Genomic DNA, 19,202 nt, shown 5'->3' with positions numbered 1-19,202 from the left:
CGGCCGTTTCTTTACTGCTTTTGCTGCAACTGGCGGGTGGCGGCCCGCTTCGTCATCTCCTGTTTTGCAGTGCCTGCAGTACGCCTAACTGACGAAGCATCGAAGCCGACATCTGCTGGGTTTGCAGATGCAGTTGCAGGGCGTTGGCGACTTGCTGGTTATTGCCTGCAATCTGCAGCAACTGGGCGATCTGCCCGTTGCTCGGCGCGATGGTCTGGGTGGCGAGCCCAGCGGGTGTCCGCAGCGCCACGTTCACGCCGTTGCTGCCGAACGAAATGCCGGCTTTCACGGAGCCGGTCGAATCGCTGGCCGATGCCGACGGCGCGTTGGCGGAGCCCGTCAGCGTCACGGCGCTGTTGTTGAAGTCGATTAGCGCGGTGTTGGTGCCGCTGTTTCGATCGCCCGCGACCTGGGTGACCTGCGACACGCCATTGACGCCGACGCTCTGGCCGCCGCGCGCCTGGGCATTCGGGTTGGCGCCCGAATCGCCTGGTTGGCCGTGCGCGCCGCCGCTCACGCTGGCGAACGTGCTGACGGAGCTCGTGAGCTGGCCGCCGCCGTTCTGCACCGCGCTCAGCGATCCCTGGGCGAGCGCGCTCGCGCCGTTGGGCAACTGCCATTGCGAAATGACGTTCAGCACGAAGCCGGAGATCATCGTTGCGCCGGCGTATTTGCCGGTCTGGGTCGCGAGCACGTCGTCGCCGACGAGTTGCACCCGCAGGGGCGCGGCGCCTGGCTCGGGCGGTATCGAAAGTTCGGGAGCCGGTGGCGAGGCGGCGCCCTCCGAAGCGTGGGCAAGGCCGCCTGCGCCGCAGGCGACGGCGCAGAGCACGAACCCAAGCTGTGTGAAGTGTGACTTCATGGCGGGATCAGAACATGTCTGCCTTGTTCAAGCCGTACTCGAAAAAGGGCGTCGCGGCGGTGCCGGCTGCCAGCGCAGCGGCGCGCAGCTTCAGCGCGAGCGACTCGTTGTCCTGCAACAGTGGTGAATCCTCCCTGAAGGGTTTGCCGAGGACCGCGAACACGAGACCGTTCCAGGTCTTCGCGAAGTCCTCTTCGAGCACGATGCGATTGCCGAGCGCCGGGTCCGCGATGAACACGCGGCCGTCCTGCGCATGTTTGACGATCACGAAATGCTCGTAGCCGTCGATGTTCATCAGGACCATCACGGGGATCTGAAGATGGTGGAGCGCTTCGACGTTGACGCGAAAGCCGCGGCCGCGCAGTCCGATGGTCTCGACGAAGTGCTTCATGTCGAGCATCGAGAAGCCGTTCTTGACGACGACTTCGGGGGTTGAAAAGACCATCATCCGGCGAATCAGTTCGGTTTCCGGAATATCGATGCCGTAGCCGTACTTTAGGAGGGTGGCGAGCGCCGCGGCGCCGCAGCTGTAATCGAATTGCTGATTGACGATGTGGTTGTAGCGCAGGTCCTTCATCGAACGGACCGTCTTCGTCAACGGCACGCCGACGAACGTGGACGTGTCGATGCTCGACTGTGCGGCGGCGTGATCCGCGCACAGCACGCACCCTGCCAGCGCTACGGCGAACGGTAGCGCCGGGAACCCCTTGAACCCGGTCATGCTGGTCTCCTGCCCGATCCGAGCCGGCAGCTTCGATGGCTGCCGGCGCGCCCCTCCGACTGCTTTGTGCTTCTTCTGCTTGCCCGCGCTCGCTGCGTCGTCGGCTTACTTGCCGCTGTTCAGCGCCGCGATGGCGAGGCCGTTGTGCTGCAAGTTGCCCGCGCCGCCGGCGATGTTCACGCCGATGTTTCCGGAGGCGCCTTTCAGCGTATCGGCACCCAGACTCGCGGTGCCCTGGAATTGCCCGTGGACGGTCATCGTCGCGGATTGCGAGTTGTCGTCCGTCGCATCCATCGCGGTGGTCAGCGCCTTGCCCGGCGAGGTCGTCGTCACGGCGCCGGCAAGCGCGTTGTCCTGCGCGTTGCCGATACCGGAAGCGATGTTCACACCGACGTTGCCCGTCACACCCGACAGCGACCCGTTGCCGACCGACGCGTTCAGATTGAAGTTGTGGATCGTCGCGCTGCCGCCCGAGGACTGCACGTTGAAGGCCTGCGCGTTGCCGAACACGTTGCCGACGTCGACCGAGGCGAGCGACACGTCGTTGCTCTGCGCGTTGTCGATGCCTTCCGCGATGTTGATGCCGAGGTTGCCCGACACGTTGCTGGCTGCGTTGGTGCCGGTGGTTGCATTCAGCGTGGCGGCCGCTTCGTTGTTGATGTGCTGCGTGATCGAGCCGCGCGTCGTCACGTCGGTCGTCGACATGCCTGCGTCGATGCCCCAGGCGGCGCCATACGAGTCGCTCGACGACGAGCGGCTGCGCGAGTAGCCCGACGATTGCTCGCCGACCATCGCATAGCCGGAGCCTTCGCTCGCCCTGAAGCCCCATGAACGGCTTTGCCCGGACGCTTCGCTCGCTTCGAAGCCGCCGGCGACGCCCGACGAGTTCGCGTAGCTCGATTCGCGATAACCGGCCTGCAGGCCGCTGCGGGCGCTGAACGAGCCGCTGCCGTGCGAGAACGTGTTGTGGTCCTGATAGCTGTAGCTGCCGCCGATCGAGCCGCCGGCCGACAGCTGGCCGCCCGAGTTCTGACTTGTGTGCGAGAAGCTGCCCGCAATGCCGGCTGCCTGCTGGCTGGTTTCATAGCCGCTGCTCGTCACGCTCGCGCTCTGGCTGCCGTACGCATAGCCGCCGGAGGCTTCGAAGCCCTGCGAGCCCGAGCTCGACGACGTATGGTTTTGCGTCGTGAACGCGAATGCCGAGCCGCCGCCCCTGACCGACGTTGTGCTGTTGTTCAGGGTCGTGGTCACGTTGCCGCTGGTGTAGGTCTGGGCCTGCGGATCGAGCGTCGCATTCACGTTGACGGTCTGATTGTTGTTGATCACCGCGTTAGCCGTGCTGGAGACATGCACGCAGCCAAACAGTCCGACCAGACCTTCGACGCCGACCATCTCGCCGACGACCGTCGTATTGAACAGGTAGGCCTTCTGCGGCGCGGCAAGCACGCTGCCGGACGCGGCAACGAGGACGGCCGTGGCAATGAGAGTGCGCTTCATGATTCGCTCCGATACTTAAGTGTGGTCAGTTAAAAAAAGTGCCCGCCGGGGGACGGAGCACAAAACTGTTTGCCGTGGCATTACCGGCGCCGGCTGCCTGGTTGATCTGCACGATTCCGTTCGCGTTGCGCAAGGCATCGCTGGAAATGCTTGCCTCGCGCACGCCGTGAATCGCGTTCGACGGCCCCGGACTGCCGTTTTTCGGGGCCGTCGCGGATAGCTCCCCATCCGAGACGGTCTCGACTCCGAGCGCCGCAGTCCCGATCTGGGTGCTGTTGCGCTGCAGATTCCCTGCTCCGGCCGACTGGTTCACCAGCACCGCGCCGGATGTGTTCGAAAACGCATTGGCTTCGATCGACGCCTGCGCGCGCGGCACGTTCGCGGCCACCGACGCGCTTTGCACGCTCGGGTTCGCGTTGCCGACCGCGGCGCCGTTCGTTACCGTGATCTGGTTGGCCTGCGCGTTGTCGAGGCCAGCCGTTTCGTTGACCGCGAGCGCGCCCGTCGCGCCCATGCCCGCGCCGGGGCCGATCGTCGCGATGGCGCCGACGATGGGCACCGCTTGCGCCTGCGCGTGAGCCGCGCCGGCGACGAACGCAGCGACGCCCATGCACAGGCACGTGCAGACGCGCAGGGCCGGGCGTGCCGCAGCGATTTGCCGCGAGCGCAGCGAGGGGCGCAGGCGTGTGCTCATTTCAGACCTCCGAGCGCGCCGCCGAGCACGTTCGATAGCGGCGCGAGCGCGCCCGTCACCGACGAGCTGATCGTGCCGCCGACGCCCGTCGCCGGTCCGCCGATGCCGCCCGAGTTCAGCGGGATCGTGTTGCCGGTCGTCTTGCCGGAGAGGATCTGCGTGACGGCCTGCATGCCGGTGCCGCCGAGTACGCCGCCGGCGGCGACGCCGTTCGAGCCGTGCGCGTTCGTCAGATCGGTGTCGCCGACGAGCGTCGCGATCGTCGGATCGAACGAGTTGGCCGGGAACGTGGTGGCGCGCACGGCGACCGGGTCCTGGTCGCGCGGCACGGGGACGAACGCGTCGCGCGGCGTGACGCTGCGCTCGACGACGAGGTCGCCCGGATTGGCAACCTGCTCGGCATAGGCATGGCTCGTGAAGCAGACGGTGACGAGGACGCTGGCGAGAAGGGCGGTGGCGGCCGAAGCGGCGCGCGGCAAGACGGGAGCGTTGCTGAACGACGCCGCCGGCAGCCCGAGGGCGTGCGGCGTCTGTTGGTTCGTACTCATGTCCCGGTCCCTTCTCTCTTGTTGCCTGTGTCCCGCCGTCGTGGGGCGCGTCACTGCTCGCGCGGCCACCGGTCCTGCATTGCCTGGTTATTTGCCGTCTGTTCGTGGCTTCGTCCTGCTTACTTGCGCTGGTATGTCGCGACGTTGCCCTGGGCGGCGCGCGCGGCATCGACGGGCACCGGCAGCGGCGAGGGTGGCGCGATCTCGTCCCACAACGTCACCTGGTTGCCGCCGCTTTGCATCAACCGGGGCGTCGCGGCGACCATCAACATGCCGACCGCGCCGCCGCGTTGCCGCGACAGCATCTGGTCGTCGAGCGAAATATCGTTCATGGATGCAGCATCGGCAGCCGGGGTCGACGGGTTGGCGCCAATCTGGCTGTCGTCCTCCGCGGCAACCGGCGTGGTGGCTTGCAGGCTGGCGGAGGCGGGGTCGGCGGCATCGCCGGAATCCGTCAGCGTGGCGAATCGCGCCGGGGCGGCTTGCGCTGTCGGCGTGCCGGCACTCGCCGGTAGGGCGCTGAACGCGAGAGCTGCGCAGATCGCGAAGTATGGTGCGCGGCGGCTTATCAGATCGATGCGGAATGCGAGTCGCATGATGTGTCTCCCTGGTGCACGCCAATTAGCGAAACGTGTGCCATCGCTCGCAATCCATTGATACGTCTGGCGCCAACCAGCGCAAACACGACTAATGCGTTCCAAATCGGGAAAAAACGTTGCAGCCCTGAAACGGATCAGCAGAAAATACCTATAATTCGTTAAGCCGCAAGGTACGAAATACTGTCGCGAGAACGCCACGAAAAGCGCTTCCACTAATGTTTGATTTGTCGGCTGAATAAATCGCGATCGGCCGCAAAGCCTTGATGGGCAACGGATCAATCGATTAAATTCGCATAATTGTTTTCGAAGCTGCGCGCGTATAGTAAGCTCTCGAAAACAGCTTCAGATTTAAAAAAGGCCCATATCGGGCCGTCTCGAACACACACGCCGCTTTCTTGGGGATCAGCTGTCCGCACGGAATGGAATGGCCGTTCGGGTTTTGCGATTCGCGAATCCTGGACGAGTCAGCGTGTCTGAACCGCAATTTCAGATGCATGCGTCGTCCTTAACGTTCGTTGGCGAGAGGATCTGAATAATGGAACCCGCAACGCGGCAACTGATTTACGTTTCGCGTGACCCGAGCGCGGAACTGAATACGCGTTTTATGCAGCGTGGCTGGCATGTCGAAGTCGTGGGATCGGCGCGCGATGCGCGCCGGGCAGTGCGCACCGGCTCGGCTGCTGGCGGCCTGCTCGATCTGTCCAGTGATTTCCAGCCGCACGAAATCGCCGCTTTTGAATCCTGTTTGACCATGCCGAACGTCGGCTGGGTCGCTGCCACTACGCCTGGCCAACTCCAGGACGCCGCGTTGCGCCGGCTCGTGCGCGACTACTGTTTCGATTACGTGACGGTGCCGTCTTCTGGCGACCGTATTGTCGACTCGGTCGGTCATGCGTACGGCATGATCTCGCTGAGCGAAACGGCGTCGCACGACGGCTCGCAAGGCGCCGAGGGCGAGATGGTCGGCTCGTGCGACGCGATGCTCGCGCTGTTCCGCTCGATCCGCAAGGTCGCGATGACCGACGCGCCGGTGTTCATCTCCGGTGAATCGGGTACCGGCAAGGAGCTGACGGCAGTCGCCATTCATGAACGCTCGGCGCGGCGCAACGCGCCGTTCGTGCCGATCAATTGCGGTGCGATCCCGCCGCATCTTCTGCAATCGGAGCTGTTCGGCTATGAGCGCGGTGCGTTCACCGGCGCGAACCAGCGCAAGATCGGCCGGGTCGAGGCGGCCAACGGCGGCACGCTGTTTCTCGACGAAATCGGTGATCTGCCGCTCGAAAGCCAGGCGAGCCTGTTGCGCTTCCTGCAGGAGCGCAAGGTCGAGCGGCTCGGCGGCCATAGCGCGATCGACGTCGACGTGCGCATCATTTCGGCCACGCACGTGGACATGACCGCGGCGATGATCGAAGGGCGCTTCCGTTCCGACCTCTATCACCGCCTCTGCGTGCTGCAGATCGACGAGCCGCCGCTGCGCGCGCGCGGCAAGGACATCGAACTGCTCGCGCGGCATATGCTCGAACGTTTCAAGAAGGATGCGAGCCGCCGCCTGCGTGGCTTCGCGCCCGACGCGATCGCCGCGCTGCATAACTACGGCTGGCCCGGCAACGTGCGCGAACTGATCAATCGGGTGCGGCGCGCGATCGTGATGTCGGAGGGACGCGCGATCACCGCGCGCGACCTCGAACTTGCCGAATACGTCGAGATCGTGCCGGTGTCGCTCGCGCAGGCGCGCGAAGCGGCCGAGCGTCAGGCGATCGAGCTTGCGTTGCTGCGGCATCGCGGGCGGCTCGGAGACGCGGCGCAGGAACTTGGCATCTCGCGCGTAACGCTGTACCGGCTGCTGTGCTCGCACGGCATGCGTCATATGGAAGGTGAGCCGATGGCGCCGCCGCACGGCGATTTGCCGGCGTCCGTGCAACATCTGTAGGCGGCGGGCGAGCGGCGAGACGGGCGACGTGGCATGTGAAGGTCTGGCGCGTCGCCGGGGGTCTCGGGCTGTGCCGGTTCGGACGGATTGACTGTGCCTTCCGGGCGCAGCGACGCCAGCCGGCAAGCGTCGCGTCGAAGCACTTTTGCATGCACGTATTTGCCGCCCGTATATCGCGTCCCGCGGTGTTTTCCTTTCCGTCTGATATATCCCTCGATATTCCCCATGCGGCGCGCCATGCCCCGGCGGCGTGCGGTCGCGCTTGTTAGAATCGGGTTTTGCTCAATTCCGTGTGCGCGCCTGATCGGGTTCGCGCCGCGCCGAAGGAAACTGCATGAAACAATACCTGGACCTCGTCCGTACGATTCTCGACACCGGCACGTGGCAGGAAAACCGCACCGGCATCCGCACCATCAGCATGCCCGGCGCGATGCTGCGCTTCGATCTGCAACAAGGCTTTCCAGCGGTCACGACGAAGAAGCTCGCGTTCAAGTCGGCGATCGGCGAGCTGGTCGGGTTTCTGCGTGCTTCGCGCAGCGCCGCGGATTTCCGCGAGCTCGGCTGCAAGGTGTGGGACGGGAACGCGAATCAGAATGCGCAGTGGCTCGCCAATCCGTATCGCGAGGGTCCGGATGATCTCGGTGACGTCTACGGCGTGCAATGGCGCAAGTGGCCGGCCTACAAGGTGCTCGACGCCAGCGCAAGTGCACAACTCGCTGACGCGCAGGCGCGCGGTTTTCGCGTTATCACACAGTTCGACGAAGAAGGCCGCTCGAAGGTGCTGCTTTACAAGGCGATCGACCAGCTGCGCCAGTGTCTCGACACGATCATGCAGAACCCCGCCGATCGACGCATTCTGTTCCATGCCTGGAACCCAGCCGTGCTCGACCAGATCGCTCTACCGGCGTGCCATCTGCTGTACCAGTTTCTGCCGAACGTTACGCGCCGCGAAATTTCGCTGTGCCTGTATATCCGCAGCAACGACGTCGGGCTTGGCACGCCCTTCAATCTGACCGAGGGCGCGGCGCTGCTGCATCTGGTCGGACGGCTGACGGGCTATACGCCGCGCTGGTTCAGCTATTTCATCGGCGATGCGCATATCTACGAAAATCAGCTCGATATGCTGCACCAGCAGCTCGAGCGCGAGCCGTACGGGAGTCCGCGGCTCGCGATTTCCGATCGCGTGCCCGACTACGCGAAGACCGGCGTGTACGAGCCGGAATGGCTCGAGACGATCGAGCCTGCGGATTTCTCTCTGGTCGGCTATCGGCATCACGAGCCGCTGACGGCGCCGATGGCGATCTGATGTCGGTGGGAGCGGGGCGGTAGCGCTCGCCCTCGTCGTCGTCGAATAACAGAAGCCCCGCGATGGTTTGCATCGCGGGGCTTTATTGTTGCCGGGACGGCAGGCGTCCTGCTTAGCTCTTGTGATGCTCGTCACGATTGCCGCCGCCCTGGTGCTGCTCGGCATGTTGCGGTTGCGGCTGGGGTTGCGGACGTGGCTGCTGCACCTGCTGGGGCCGCGGTTCGGGGCGTGGCTGCTGCATCTGCGGACGCGGCTCGGGCCGGGCTTGCGGCATCGGCTGTGAACGCGGTTCGAAATGCGGCTGCCGCGCCTGCTGGAACTGCGGTTCGGGCCGAGGGGCTTGCGGCATCGGCTGCGGACGCGGTTCGACACGCCGCTGTTGCGCCTGCTGCATTTGTGGTTCGGGACGCGGTTGCTGCGGTGGGACGGCGTGCGGCGCCTGTTGCGTCACAGGCGGATGCGAGTTTGGCACACGCGCCTGTTGCTGCGCGGCCGGGTTGTCCGGCGGATGGGGCACACCGGCCTGTTGCGCGAAGCTCGGCTGTTGCGGGCCGCCCGGTTGCGCCATGCGCGGTGCCTGCTGCGCCATCGGGGTATGCGGCTGCGTCCATGCCGGCTGAGACCTACCGACCGCGCCCCATTCCTGCGGCGCGCCGCGCTGCCGTGCGTACGCCGCCGCGTTGGCTGAATTCCCACCGGCTGCTTGCGGCGGCCGCGGCACACCATTCGACGGATGGCCCATATTGCCCGCGAGCCCGCTCTCGGCAGGCTGCGGCGGACGCGGCTTGCCGACCATCTGCGGCGGCATGCCCTGACGCGCTTGCGGCGCTTCGCCATGCGGCCCCACGACGCTGGCTTCGCCGGGCCGCTGGCCAGCCTGCTCGACGCCATGCGGGCCGTTACCGCCCATTGCGCCAGGCGCGCCAGGCGCACCCGCGGCCATCCCCGGCGGACGTCCCGGCACATGCGATTGCACGACCCGCACGTTCGCCATCGGCAGCGCGTTCGGTGCGCCGGTCATATGCGCCGGCACCGCGGTGCGCACGACCGGCTGGCCGCCGCCGGGCACCCGACCGCCGCTTTGCGCGAAGCGCTGCGCGAGCTCGTCGTGATAAGCGGCCGGCATGACGGGATTGCGAGTCGCGACGACCGGCCGGCCGACGACGCTCGCCGGTGGCCGGTAGTTCGCGCGCCGCAGATCCGACCCGAAGCTTTCGCGCACCGGCGCGATCCCCGGTGCGCCCGGGTTGATCCGCGCGTTGCGCCACTGCGCCGGATCGACCTTCTGCGAAAAGCGTCGGACTGGCTGACCGTGCACGAACGCTGTCGCCGGCACGGCTGTCACACCGCCCGGCACGCGATAGTTCACGTATGTGTTGTGGATGTTCACGTTGCGGCGGTAGTCGTTGACGATCGTCGTGCGGTTCACGCGGTCGTAGTACCCAGCGCTCCAGCGGTCGTGACCGCCCCAATGCGGATGCCACCGCTCGCCCGGCCCGAGCGGAAACCACGCGACGCCCGTCGCGATGACCCCGCCGACCGCCAGGTTCACACCCCAGTCGACACCGCCGTCGTCGTCGCCGACGAATGCGACCAGCGCCGGCGCATAGACCGGCGCCGCGTCCGCTTCGAGCGGACCTGGCACCCAGGCCCACGTGCCGTCGACCTCGGCCCAGCGGCCGTAGTGGTACGGCGCGAAGCCCCAAGGTTGGTCGTCGACCCAGGTCCAGCCCCACGGCGCCTGCCAGACCCAGTGGCCGTCGTGATACGGCGCCCAGCCGGCCGGCGTCGCATTCGGCACCCACACTTCGCCGTACTGCGGCGTCTCGCGCCATGTGCCGTTGGCATCGAGGTCCTCGTAGCCGGGGATGTCGCGCGACACGTAGCGCGCCGACAGCGAGCGGTCTTCGGTGGCGTCGCGGCTGGCGGCCCACTGGTCGAGTTCGTCGAGAGCAGGGGCGCGGTTGTCGGCGAGCTGCTGCAGGCTGGTGCCGGCAAAGCGGATCTGCCGACCCGCCGCGACCGGCACTTGGCCGCCGTCGCCGTATGCGATCGCGCTGCCGCTGCGCACGGTGACGGTCGTACTGCTGCCGTCCGGCGCGACGTCGACACGGTAGTCGCCGGGACCATTTACGCCGAGCGCAAGGTTCGGCGTGTCGATTTCATACGACGAGCCCGGCGCGAGCTCGCGCACGCGCGTCGATAGCGTGCCTTGCGCGACTTTCAGTTGCGCGGTCGTGTCGTCGAGATTGAGCACGTCGAGGCTCGTGTTCTGGCCGAGGCGCACCGCGGTCGAGCCGATGTGCAGCTCGGAGCGTGCGTTCTGGTCGTTCCATAGCTGGTCGCCGGTCGTCAGCGGCCGGTTGATCTGCGCGTACGACCAGTCGGTCGCGCCGGCGGGCTCGGTGGTCACGGCGCCGGCCGTGTAGTTCAGCCGCGCGACGCGCCCCGGCGGATCGCCCCCCGACGGAGCGCCGCCCGACGGATCGCCGCCCGGCCCGACGGCCGCCGCGGCTTGTGGCGTGGGTGTCGCTTGCTGCGCCAGGGCGCTCTGCGCCGCGAGCGCGACGGCGGCCGCGATCAGCGTATAGCCGCTCATCCGGCGTCGGATCCCGGCATGCTGCACGGGCTGCTTGGCGTGTGTCATGACTGATCTCCGACGGACGCGGCAATGGGCCGGGTCCGTTCAGTCACTGTACTTGCCGCCTATGTTTCAAGAGTCGCTCATTTGTAAGGTGGACTCACTGGCGTGTAACAAAAGGTCTCGCGGCGTCGGGCCGCCGGCAGGTGAACGGTCTATCCGGCCAGAAACGCATCGAATTGTTGATGGCCGGCCGGCGTGACGCGCAGCACGCGCGGCCGCTCGGTCCGCTCGACCCAGCCATGCGCCGACCACGCATCGAGCAACGCCGCGCCGAGCGCGCCGCCCAGATGCGGTCGGCGCATGCTCCAGTCGAGGCAGGTGCAAGCGAAGCGCCGCCGTCGGGTCTTCTGCGCGGCCATATCGATGCCCCAGTCGGCGAAGCGGGCGACGCCCTGCGCGGTCGCTTCGAGCGATGCGCCGTCTTGCGTCAGCAGTCCGCGCTCGAGCATCCGCTCGAACATGCGCACCGACAGCTCGCCTGCCATGTGGTCGTAACAGGTGCGCGCGTAGCGCATTTCTAGCGGCACGGTGCGTGCCGGACGCGGCACGGAGCGCTGTGGCGCGCTGACCTGCGCGACGTTGGCGAGTGCTTCGATCGATGCGGCGATGTCCGCCGACGCGATACGGAAATAGCGATGCCGGCCGCGCACTTCGAGCGCGAGCAGCCCGCCGTCGGTGAGCCGTCCGAGATGGGCGCTCGCCGCCGATGGCGACAGCCCCGCGATCATCGTCAGTTCGCCGGCTGGGCGGGCGCTGCCGTCCATTAGCGCCCACAGCATCGCGGCGCGGCCGGGATCGGCGAGTAGCGCGCCGATGCGGCTCAGGCCGGGGAAGTGGTTCTGGTCGTCTAAGAGGGGGGCGGTCATGGCGCGTCTCCTGAATGGGCGGCACAGGGCAGCGCGGTCCAATCGCAAAGCCCGCCGCCACGATTCCTACTCTACGCGCATCGGGTATTCGATGTTTCAGCTTCGCGTGAACAATCGATGCGACGGACGTGTCCGGCTCGGTCCGCGTTTGCGCGTCGTCGCGAGCCGCCAGGCTAGAATCGAAGCCTGTCCTTGCAGGAAATCGATGTGATGAAAACTCTTCTCGCCGTCGCCGCGGCGGTTCTGCTGTCCAGCGCCTGCGCGGGGGGCGGAGCCGGCTCGGGGTCGGCCGGCAGCGGCAGCATCAACATGTACGGCACCGTCGACACAGGGATCAGCGTCCACAACTAGGCCCACCCTCGGCCCATCGGCGCGCTTCGCGCCGCGTCCCCGATCGACGCCGCGCCGCGCGCAATATTGCGCTCGTATAATCGCCTCCTTTCAATGCATCCGATTGACCGGAGTCAAGATGAGCACTGTTCCCACCGCACCACTGGACCGTTCGGAAACCACCTTCCGCTTTCTCGCCGAGCCGACCTCGGTCAACTTCGGCGGCAAGGTGCATGGCGGCGCGCTGATGAAGTGGATCGACGAAACCGCCTACGCATGCGCCGCGGTATGGTCTGGGCGCTATTGCGTGACGGTTAGCGTCGGCAATATCCGTTTCCGTCGGCCGATCCTCGTCGGCAATCTGGTCGAGCTGCGCGCGCGCGTCGTCGCGACGGGCCGCACCAGCATGCACATCCACGTGTCGGTGCACGCGGGCGATCCGAAGGGCGGCGAACTGCTGCAGACCACCGACTGTCTCGTCGTCATGGTCGCCGTCAACGAGAACGGCCATCCGGTGCCGGTGCCCGCCTTCCTGCCAGAGACCGACGAACAGAAACGCCTCGCCAGGTACGCGATGGACGTGAAGGAAGCGCTCGACGCGATCGTCGAGCTGAAGCCGGAAGAAGTCGCGCAGGGAAAGATCTAGGCGCGCATCATCATGCGGTGCGTCCGACCATATCCTTCGGTCGCACCCACTCGTCGAACTGCTGCTCGGTGACATAGCCGAGCGCCAGCGCCGACACCTTCAGCGTCGTGCCTTCCTTGTGCGCCTTCTTCGCGATCTGCGCGGCCTTGTCGTAGCCAATGTGCGGATTGAGCGCCGTCACCAGCATCAGCGATTCGTTGAGCAAGGTATCGATGCGCTCGTGATTCGGCTCGATGCCGGCCGCGCAGTTGTCGTTGAAGCTGTGCGCGCCGTCGGCGAGCAGGCGCACCGACTGCAGCACGTTGTGCGCGATCATCGGACGGAACACATTGAGCTCGAAGTTGCCGCTCGCGCCGCCGATGTTCACGGCGACGTCGTTGCCGAACACCTGCGCGCATAGCATCGTCAACGCTTCGGACTGGGTTGGATTGACCTTGCCCGGCATGATCGAGCTGCCCGGCTCGTTTTCGGGGATCGACAGCTCGCCGAGACCGCAGCGTGGGCCGCTCGCGAGCCAGCGGATGTCGTTGGCGATCTTGTTCAGGCTCGCGGCCACCGTTTTGAGCGCGCCGTGCGCGAATACCAGCGCGTCGGCGGCTGCCATCACCTCGAACTTGTTCGGCGCCGACACGAACGGCAGACCGGTCAGCTTGCCGATCGCGGCGGCGACGCCGTCGGCGAACTTCGGGTGCGCGTTCAGTCCCGTGCCGACCGCGGTGCCGCCCTGCGCAAGCTCGTACAGATGCGGCAACACCGACTCGACGTGCCGGATGCCGTGCTCGAGCTGCGCGACATAGCCCGAGAATTCCTGGCCGAGCGTGAGCGGCGTCGCGTCCTGCAGGTGCGTGCGGCCGATCTTGACGACGTCGGTGAACGCTTTCGCCTTGCCGTCGAGTGTGTCGCGCAACGTCTTCAGCGCGGGCAGCAGATGCTTGACGATGGCATCCGCGGCAGCCACGTGCATCGCGGTCGGAAACACGTCGTTCGACGACTGCCCGCGATTCACGTCATCGTTCGGATGCACCTTGCGCGCTTCGCCGCGCTCGCCGCCGAGCAGCTCGCTCGCGCGGTTGGCGATCACCTCGTTCAGGTTCATGTTGGTCTGCGTGCCCGAGCCGGTCTGCCAGACCGCCAGCGGAAATTCGTCCGGATGCTTGCCGTCGATGATCTCGTCGGCCGCCTGCATGATCGCGCGGGCCTTCTGCTCGTCGAGCACACCGAGGCCGAGGTTGACCTCGGCGGCCGCGCGCTTGATCACCGCGAGCGCGGTGATCAGCTCGGGCGACTGCTTTTCCGTCGAAATCTTGAAGTTCTGCAGCGAGCGCTGCGTCTGCGCGCCCCACAGGCGGGCGTTCGGCACCGCGATTTCGCCGAACGTGTCGCGCTCCATCCGTACGTCTTCACTCATGGTTGACTCCGCTTCTCAAAGTTCCGAGTTGACAGGCAATAACGAGAATAGACCCGTTAGCGCATTCCGGTAAAAACCGGCCTGCGGATCGAAAATGTAGGTGCGCGTCTGGCCGTTCTCGACGTCGGTCCAGACGAGCGGCGACAGGGGCGCGCCGATCGAGCGCAGATAGGCGAGCTGGGCCGCGTCGGCGAGCGTCACGTGGTAGCTGTGATCGGGCTGGATGGCGCGCTCGATGATGCCGGCGACCTGATTCGCGAGTTCGGGGCTGTGGATCACGAGTGCTAGCTCGGTGTTCAGATTGGCCGAGCGCGGGTCGAGGTTCATCGAGCCGATGACGAGAATCTGGTGGTCGATCACATAAGTCTTCGCATGCAAACTCGCGCGCGAACGCGAGCCGACCAGCCCCACGTTCGGCGTGTCCTGGAATGACCTGAATTCGTACAGTTCGACGCCTGCCTTTAGCAGCGGCACCCGGAACGGGCTGTAGCCGGCCTGCACGGCGACCGCGTCGGTAGCCGCGAGCGAGTTGGTCAGCACTGCGATGCGGATGCCGCGGCGCGTGAGCTCGCCGGCCGCCTGCACGCCCGACGCGTGCGGCACGAAGTAGGGCGACACGATCAGGAAGTCGTGCTGCGCGTCGCGCATCAGTTCGCGCAGCCGCGCGAGCGGCGGGCTCACGTAGTCCGGCGACGGATGCGCGATCTTCTCCGGCAGGTCCGCCCAGAATTCCGCACTTGCCCACGTGAGGCCGAGCTGCTCGCTCGTAATCTGCGCGGCGAGCGGCGTCGCGTTCAGCGGTTTCGCGTTGTACGGATCGGCATTGGTGCGCCAGTGGTGGCGCAGGTCGTCGCGCGTCTGGTCGAGTTCTTTCTGGTCGAATTTCTGCTTGTTCAGCGCACGCAGCGGATAGGCGAGGTCGCTGTTCCAGTAGTCGTCGAAACTCGCTGAGACGTCGGCGACGATCGGGCCCGCCGCGAGCACGTCCATGTCGCGGAACTGCAGCGTTTCGCTGGCGCTGAAGTACTCGTCGCCAAGATTGCGCCCGCCGACGATCGCGAGCTGGTTGTCCGCGATCATCGCCTTGTTGTGCATGCGGCGCGTGAAGTGGCCGATCTGCGTGAATACGTTCGTGGTGCGCTCGAACATGCCTTGCTGGGCGCTGCCGAACGGATTGAAGACGCGGATCTCGATGTTGTCGTGCGAGTTCAGCCCCGCCATGATGCGGTCGATGTCCTTGAAGTTCAGATCGTCGACCAGCATGCGCACGCGCACGCCGTGATCGGCCGCATACAGCGCGGCGCCGAGCAGCAGCTTGCCGGTGGTGTCCTCGTTGGCAATGTAGTACTGCATGTCGAGGGTTTTGGTCGCCGCGCGCGCGAGCGCGATGCGCATCTGCAACGCGTCGGTGCCGTTCGCCAGCACGCGAAAGCCCGACTGCTCCGGATGCTTCGCCTCGAACGGCGCGAGCGCTTCGCGCAGCGGCGTATCCGCGGTGGCGGGGAGTGCGTGCGTGAGCTGGCGGTTGAACGCGGTGGCGGGCGGCTTCGTCGCGCAGGCGGTCACCAATGCCGCCGCGCAACAGAGCAGGAAAAATTGCCTCGTCGTGCTGACTATCGAGTGGCGGCGCGCGGCCCGCCGATGTTGTTCGAATTGGCCCTGCACGCTGTTTTCCCCTTGTTTTGCAAGCTTTTCGCGTGGCGACAGCGAAGGCCTGCGCACGCTGTCGAGAAAACCATTCTAAGGGAATTGGGGCGCGTGTTCGTCGTTCGTCTGCAAACGCAGCAGAGTGCCGCGCGTCGGTCGGGGGGCGCCGCGATTCGGTGATCCATCAACTGATGCGAACCGCGGTGCGCGGACGCTCTATCAGACGCGCCCGGCGCGCAGCGCGCGCTCGCCGTCGGGATGGGTCGAGCCTTTCGCCGGGCGACCCGCCCACACTCCCGCGAGCAGCGAGCCCGACAGGTTGTGCCAGACCGAGAACAGCGCGCCCGGCAGCGCGGCGAGGGGCGTGAAGTAGAGCTTGCCGAGCGTCGCGGCGAGACCGGAGTTCTGCATGCCCACTTCGATCGCGAGCGTACGGCAGACGGCTTCGTCGAAACCGAGCAGACGGCCGCCCCAGTAGCCGCCGAGCAGGCCGATGCCGTTGTGCAGGATGACGCCGACCATCACGACGAGGCCCACCGACGCGATGCTCTTCTGCGTGCCACCCACCACCGCGCCGATGATCAGCACGATCGCGACCATCGACACGAGCGGCAGGATCGGTTCGATCTTGCGCACGAGCTTGCCGAACAGATGATTGACGACGAGACCGACGACGATCGGCAGCGCGACTATCTGCAGGATGCTCATCAGCATGCCGTGCACGTCGACGACGATCGACGCGTCGACGTAAAGGCGCGTGAGCAGCGGGGTCGCGAACACGCCGACGAGCGTCGACAGCGCGCTGATCGTCACCGACAGCGCGACGTCGCCGCGCGCGAGATAAATCATCACGTTCGACGCTGTGCCGCTGGCGACGCTGCCGACCAGCACCATGCCGGCGGTCAGCTCGGGCGGCATGCGCAGCGCCCGGGCGATGACCCACGCGGCGAGCGGCATCACGAGGTAGTGCAGCACGATGCCGGCGATCACCGGCGCGGGCCGCGAAAACACGCGCAGGAAATCGCCGGCCGACAGCGTGACGCCCATCGCCAGCATGATGATCGTGAGGAGCGTGGTGACGTGCGGCGCAACGCCGGAAAACGAGGCCGGCGAGAAGTACGCGGCGACCGAGACGAGCACGGCCCAGAGCGGGAACAGGCGGGTGACGCGGGCAAGCATGGCGGGTGGTCCTTGGTTATGTTGTATCGCGGGAAATTGGGGCTGCGGCGCGGCCGGGTGTCGGCTGGCGGCTGGCGTTGCGGCGTTTGCCGCGCCAAAGCGGGTGAAGCGGCTGCGGCAAGCGCCGTGGCGAAAGCGCGGCAAAAACGGCCGGCCAATTGAAGCCGCACGCGAAGCGGGCAATGGTGAGCGCGCGAGCGGCGCCAGTCCGGCGCCTGCCTTCGTGAGGCGCGCCGTCGTGCGGTTCGTGGCGCGTGAGCGCGGGTTAGCGCTCGCGTGCCGCGGCGGCCATTTTACCTTTTACAGGGAGTGCTTCAGGAGTGGAGCGTACGGCTACTTCGCTCAAACCGAGCGCGCGGGCGGCGTGGCCGATGCCGCCGTCGGCGCCTGCCGTCGGCTCAGCCTGTGAAAACGCAGCGTCATCAGCAGCGCGACGCTCGCGAGACCTGCGGCGAGCCCCCACCACAAGCCGCGCGCGCCGAGGCCGGCGTGAAACGCGAGCAGATAGCCGGTCGGAAAACCGATCACCCAGTAGCCGAACGCGGCGGCGATCATCGGCACGCGCGTGTCCTTCAGGCCGCGCAGACAACCGGAGCTCACCGCCTGCATCCCGTCGACGATCTGGAAAATCGCCGCCACGCCGAGCAGCGAACTGGCGAGCGCGATGGTCGGCGCGTTGGCCGGGTCGTCCAGATGCAGATACAGACCGACGATCCAGTGCGGCGCGGTGATCAGCACGAGGCCCGACATCGACATGAAGCCGACGCCGAGGGCGAGCGCGACGAAGCCCGCGTGGCGCGCGGCGAGCGGCTGACCGGCGCCGGCCCAGTAGCCGACCCGCACGTTGGCCGCCTGGCCGATCGACAGCGGCACCATGAACGCGACCGACGCGACGTTCAGCGCGATCTGATGCGCGGCCAGTTGCGATTCGCCGAGCAGGCCGACCATCAGGCCAGTGGCGAGGAACAGCGTCGACTCGACGCCGTAGGTGATCGCGACCGGCCAGCCGATGCCGAACAATTCGCCCATCAACGGCAGCTTGGGCCGCGTCGCGACGACGAAATGGCGGAAGCGCGGCCGCAGATGCAGCAGCGCCATCAGCACGAGCGCGGTCAGCCACACGGTGATCGTGGTCGCGGCTGCCGAGCCGAGAAAACCCAGCCGCGGCAGCCCGTACGCGCCGTGGATGAGCCCGTAGTTCAGGAAGCCGTTCACGCCGACGCTCGCGATCGACACCCACAACAGGCGCCGTGCCGCGCCGATCGCCGGCAGAAACGAGCGCATCAGGCCGACGCCGATCAGGCTCGCGGGTGCGCCCCAGCGCAACACCGCCGCGTATCGGCCGACGTTGTGCGCGAGCAGGCCCGGCTCGCCGACCGCGAGCAGGATCCTCGACGCGAACGACAGCAGGATGAACGCCGGCACCGACAGCAGCACCGACAGCACGAAACCGGTCCAGTAAATATGCGGCACCCGGCCGTCGTCCCGCGCGCCGCGCGCGTGCGCGACGCTGACGCTGACCGAGGTCAGCACGCCCTGCAGCAGCGTGACGACGACGAAAAAGAGGTTCGCGCCGAGGCCGCCGGCGGCGAGCGCATCGGGGCCGAGCGAGCCGAGCAGGATCGTGTCGGTGACGCTCATCGCCATTTGCGACAGTTGCGCGATCGCGAGCGGCGCGGCGAGCCGCGCGGTGTCGGCCGCGTGGCGGGATAGGGTCGGCGGCCGGCTGGCCGCGCGGGCGAAGCTGGGTTGAGTCATCGAATGCCTGACGGCGAAAAGTGGCAGCGGTGGCAACAGCGGTGGCGTCAGCGAAAGGCGGGCGCGAGCGGCGCCGCATTGCATCTCGCCGCGCGCTCCGACGGGCGTTGGAGCGGCCGGGCAGCCGGCGGGAAAAAACCGCGACGCGGCGCCGAGCCGGTCAGCCGACTCCTCGCCCGTGGCGCGGTCCGTCGTTTACCTGTCGAAACCGACAGCTTATTGCCTCCCCCGGCCGCTGTCGATGGACGACGCACAATTCTGGTGCGTGCCGTCCTGCGATTTTCCGGACTGCCGTCAGCCTTCGTGGACCGCGATCCGCGTATCGCCGAGCAGTACGACCTGGCCCGCGCGGATCTTGCAGGTCTTACGCGTCTCGACCCGGCCATCGACCATCACGGCGCCGTCGGCAACCATCATTTTCGCGGAGCCGCCACTATCCGCGAGGCCCGTGATCTTCAGCAGATTGTGGAGTTCGACGTATTCGCCGGTCAGCGTGAAATTGAGGTTGGGCATGGCGTTTGCACCTTTGGGCACGGGGTCGCGTTGGGGTTCGCATCATAAAGCAAG

At 66.7% G+C, this 19,202-nt stretch carries 17 protein-coding genes; 4 read left to right on the top strand and 13 right to left on the bottom strand.

The window, feature by feature from the left end:
* Window positions 1–52 precede the first annotated feature (52 nt).
* From OKW27_RS24175 to OKW27_RS24150, 6 genes are all read right to left on the bottom strand, one after another.
* Window positions 53–862 (bottom strand): peptidase C39, encoded by an 810-nt coding sequence (locus OKW27_RS24175; protein WP_429335102.1) that lies wholly within the window; start codon window positions 860–862, stop codon window positions 53–55.
* A gap of 7 nt (window positions 863–869) precedes the next feature.
* Complete coding sequence (locus tag OKW27_RS24170) at window positions 870–1,583, bottom strand: C39 family peptidase (RefSeq protein ID WP_090801251.1); 714 nt, start codon at window positions 1,581–1,583, stop codon at window positions 870–872.
* 105 nt (window positions 1,584–1,688) lie between these two features.
* Window positions 1,689–3,080 (bottom strand): hypothetical protein, encoded by a 1,392-nt coding sequence (locus OKW27_RS24165; RefSeq protein WP_429335101.1) that lies wholly within the window; start codon window positions 3,078–3,080, stop codon window positions 1,689–1,691.
* A gap of 25 nt (window positions 3,081–3,105) precedes the next feature.
* Window positions 3,106–3,774, bottom strand: a complete 669-nt coding sequence (locus tag OKW27_RS24160) for a hypothetical protein (protein WP_429335100.1) — start codon at window positions 3,772–3,774, stop codon at window positions 3,106–3,108.
* Window positions 3,771–4,322, bottom strand: a complete 552-nt coding sequence (locus OKW27_RS24155) for a hypothetical protein (RefSeq protein WP_429335099.1) — start codon at window positions 4,320–4,322, stop codon at window positions 3,771–3,773. The genes OKW27_RS24160 and OKW27_RS24155 overlap by 4 nt, the downstream gene beginning before the upstream one ends.
* A gap of 119 nt (window positions 4,323–4,441) precedes the next feature.
* The gene (locus tag OKW27_RS24150; RefSeq protein ID WP_429335098.1) at window positions 4,442–4,918 is read right to left on the bottom strand and encodes a hypothetical protein; all 477 of its coding nucleotides are present in this window, start codon (window positions 4,916–4,918) and stop codon (window positions 4,442–4,444) included.
* 538 nt (window positions 4,919–5,456) lie between these two features.
* Here OKW27_RS24150 and OKW27_RS24145 point away from each other — a divergent pair.
* Complete coding sequence (locus tag OKW27_RS24145; RefSeq protein WP_090801240.1) at window positions 5,457–6,851, top strand: sigma-54 dependent transcriptional regulator; 1,395 nt, start codon at window positions 5,457–5,459, stop codon at window positions 6,849–6,851.
* A 334-nt stretch (window positions 6,852–7,185) separates the two neighbouring features.
* Window positions 7,186–8,157, top strand: a complete 972-nt coding sequence (locus tag OKW27_RS24140; protein ID WP_429335097.1) for a thymidylate synthase — start codon at window positions 7,186–7,188, stop codon at window positions 8,155–8,157.
* A gap of 112 nt (window positions 8,158–8,269) precedes the next feature.
* Here the strand turns inward: OKW27_RS24140 and OKW27_RS24135 are convergent, their stop codons facing one another.
* Window positions 8,270–10,804 (bottom strand): DUF6600 domain-containing protein, encoded by a 2,535-nt coding sequence (locus OKW27_RS24135; protein WP_429335096.1) that lies wholly within the window; start codon window positions 10,802–10,804, stop codon window positions 8,270–8,272.
* A 149-nt stretch (window positions 10,805–10,953) separates the two neighbouring features.
* On the bottom strand, window positions 10,954–11,667 hold the full coding sequence (locus OKW27_RS24130; RefSeq protein WP_184061380.1) for an ArsR/SmtB family transcription factor: 714 nt from the start codon (window positions 11,665–11,667) through the stop codon (window positions 10,954–10,956).
* Between the two features lie 210 nt (window positions 11,668–11,877).
* On the opposite strand from OKW27_RS24130, the gene OKW27_RS24125 reads away from it, so the two are divergent.
* Window positions 11,878–12,018 carry a hypothetical protein gene (locus OKW27_RS24125; RefSeq protein ID WP_167368602.1) on the top strand — a complete coding sequence of 47 codons (141 nt, stop codon included), beginning with the start codon at window positions 11,878–11,880 and terminating at the stop codon, window positions 12,016–12,018.
* A gap of 118 nt (window positions 12,019–12,136) precedes the next feature.
* Window positions 12,137–12,643, top strand: a complete 507-nt coding sequence (locus tag OKW27_RS24120) for an acyl-CoA thioesterase (protein WP_090801232.1) — start codon at window positions 12,137–12,139, stop codon at window positions 12,641–12,643.
* Window positions 12,644–12,653: 10 nt separating this feature from the next.
* On the opposite strand, the gene fumC is transcribed toward OKW27_RS24120, so the two are convergent.
* The 5 genes from fumC to OKW27_RS24095 all read right to left on the bottom strand — a co-directional run bounded on the left by fumC (window position 12,654) and on the right by OKW27_RS24095 (window position 19,148).
* Window positions 12,654–14,051: a class II fumarate hydratase gene (gene fumC / locus OKW27_RS24115; RefSeq protein WP_429335095.1), complete on the bottom strand. Its 1,398-nt coding sequence runs from the start codon at window positions 14,049–14,051 to the stop codon at window positions 12,654–12,656.
* A 15-nt stretch (window positions 14,052–14,066) separates the two neighbouring features.
* Window positions 14,067–15,668 carry a phospholipase D family protein gene (locus OKW27_RS24110; RefSeq protein WP_429336588.1) on the bottom strand — a complete coding sequence of 534 codons (1,602 nt, stop codon included), beginning with the start codon at window positions 15,666–15,668 and terminating at the stop codon, window positions 14,067–14,069.
* Between the two features lie 249 nt (window positions 15,669–15,917).
* Window positions 15,918–16,877: a ketopantoate/pantoate/pantothenate transporter PanS gene (gene panS / locus OKW27_RS24105; protein WP_429335094.1), complete on the bottom strand. Its 960-nt coding sequence runs from the start codon at window positions 16,875–16,877 to the stop codon at window positions 15,918–15,920.
* A 342-nt stretch (window positions 16,878–17,219) separates the two neighbouring features.
* Window positions 17,220–18,635, bottom strand: a complete 1,416-nt coding sequence (locus tag OKW27_RS24100; RefSeq protein ID WP_429335093.1) for an MATE family efflux transporter — start codon at window positions 18,633–18,635, stop codon at window positions 17,220–17,222.
* Between the two features lie 294 nt (window positions 18,636–18,929).
* Window positions 18,930–19,148 (bottom strand): RNA-binding S4 domain-containing protein, encoded by a 219-nt coding sequence (locus OKW27_RS24095; protein WP_013090085.1) that lies wholly within the window; start codon window positions 19,146–19,148, stop codon window positions 18,930–18,932.
* Between the last annotated feature and the right edge of the window lie 54 nt (window positions 19,149–19,202).

Origin of the sequence: Paraburkholderia sp. 35.1 (assembly GCF_050436525.1) — a bacterium.
Taxonomy (GTDB): Bacteria; Pseudomonadota; Gammaproteobacteria; order Burkholderiales; family Burkholderiaceae; genus Paraburkholderia; species Paraburkholderia tuberum.
The sequence above is the reverse complement of the archived record's forward strand: the minus strand, read 5'-3'. Positions and strand labels throughout refer to the sequence as shown.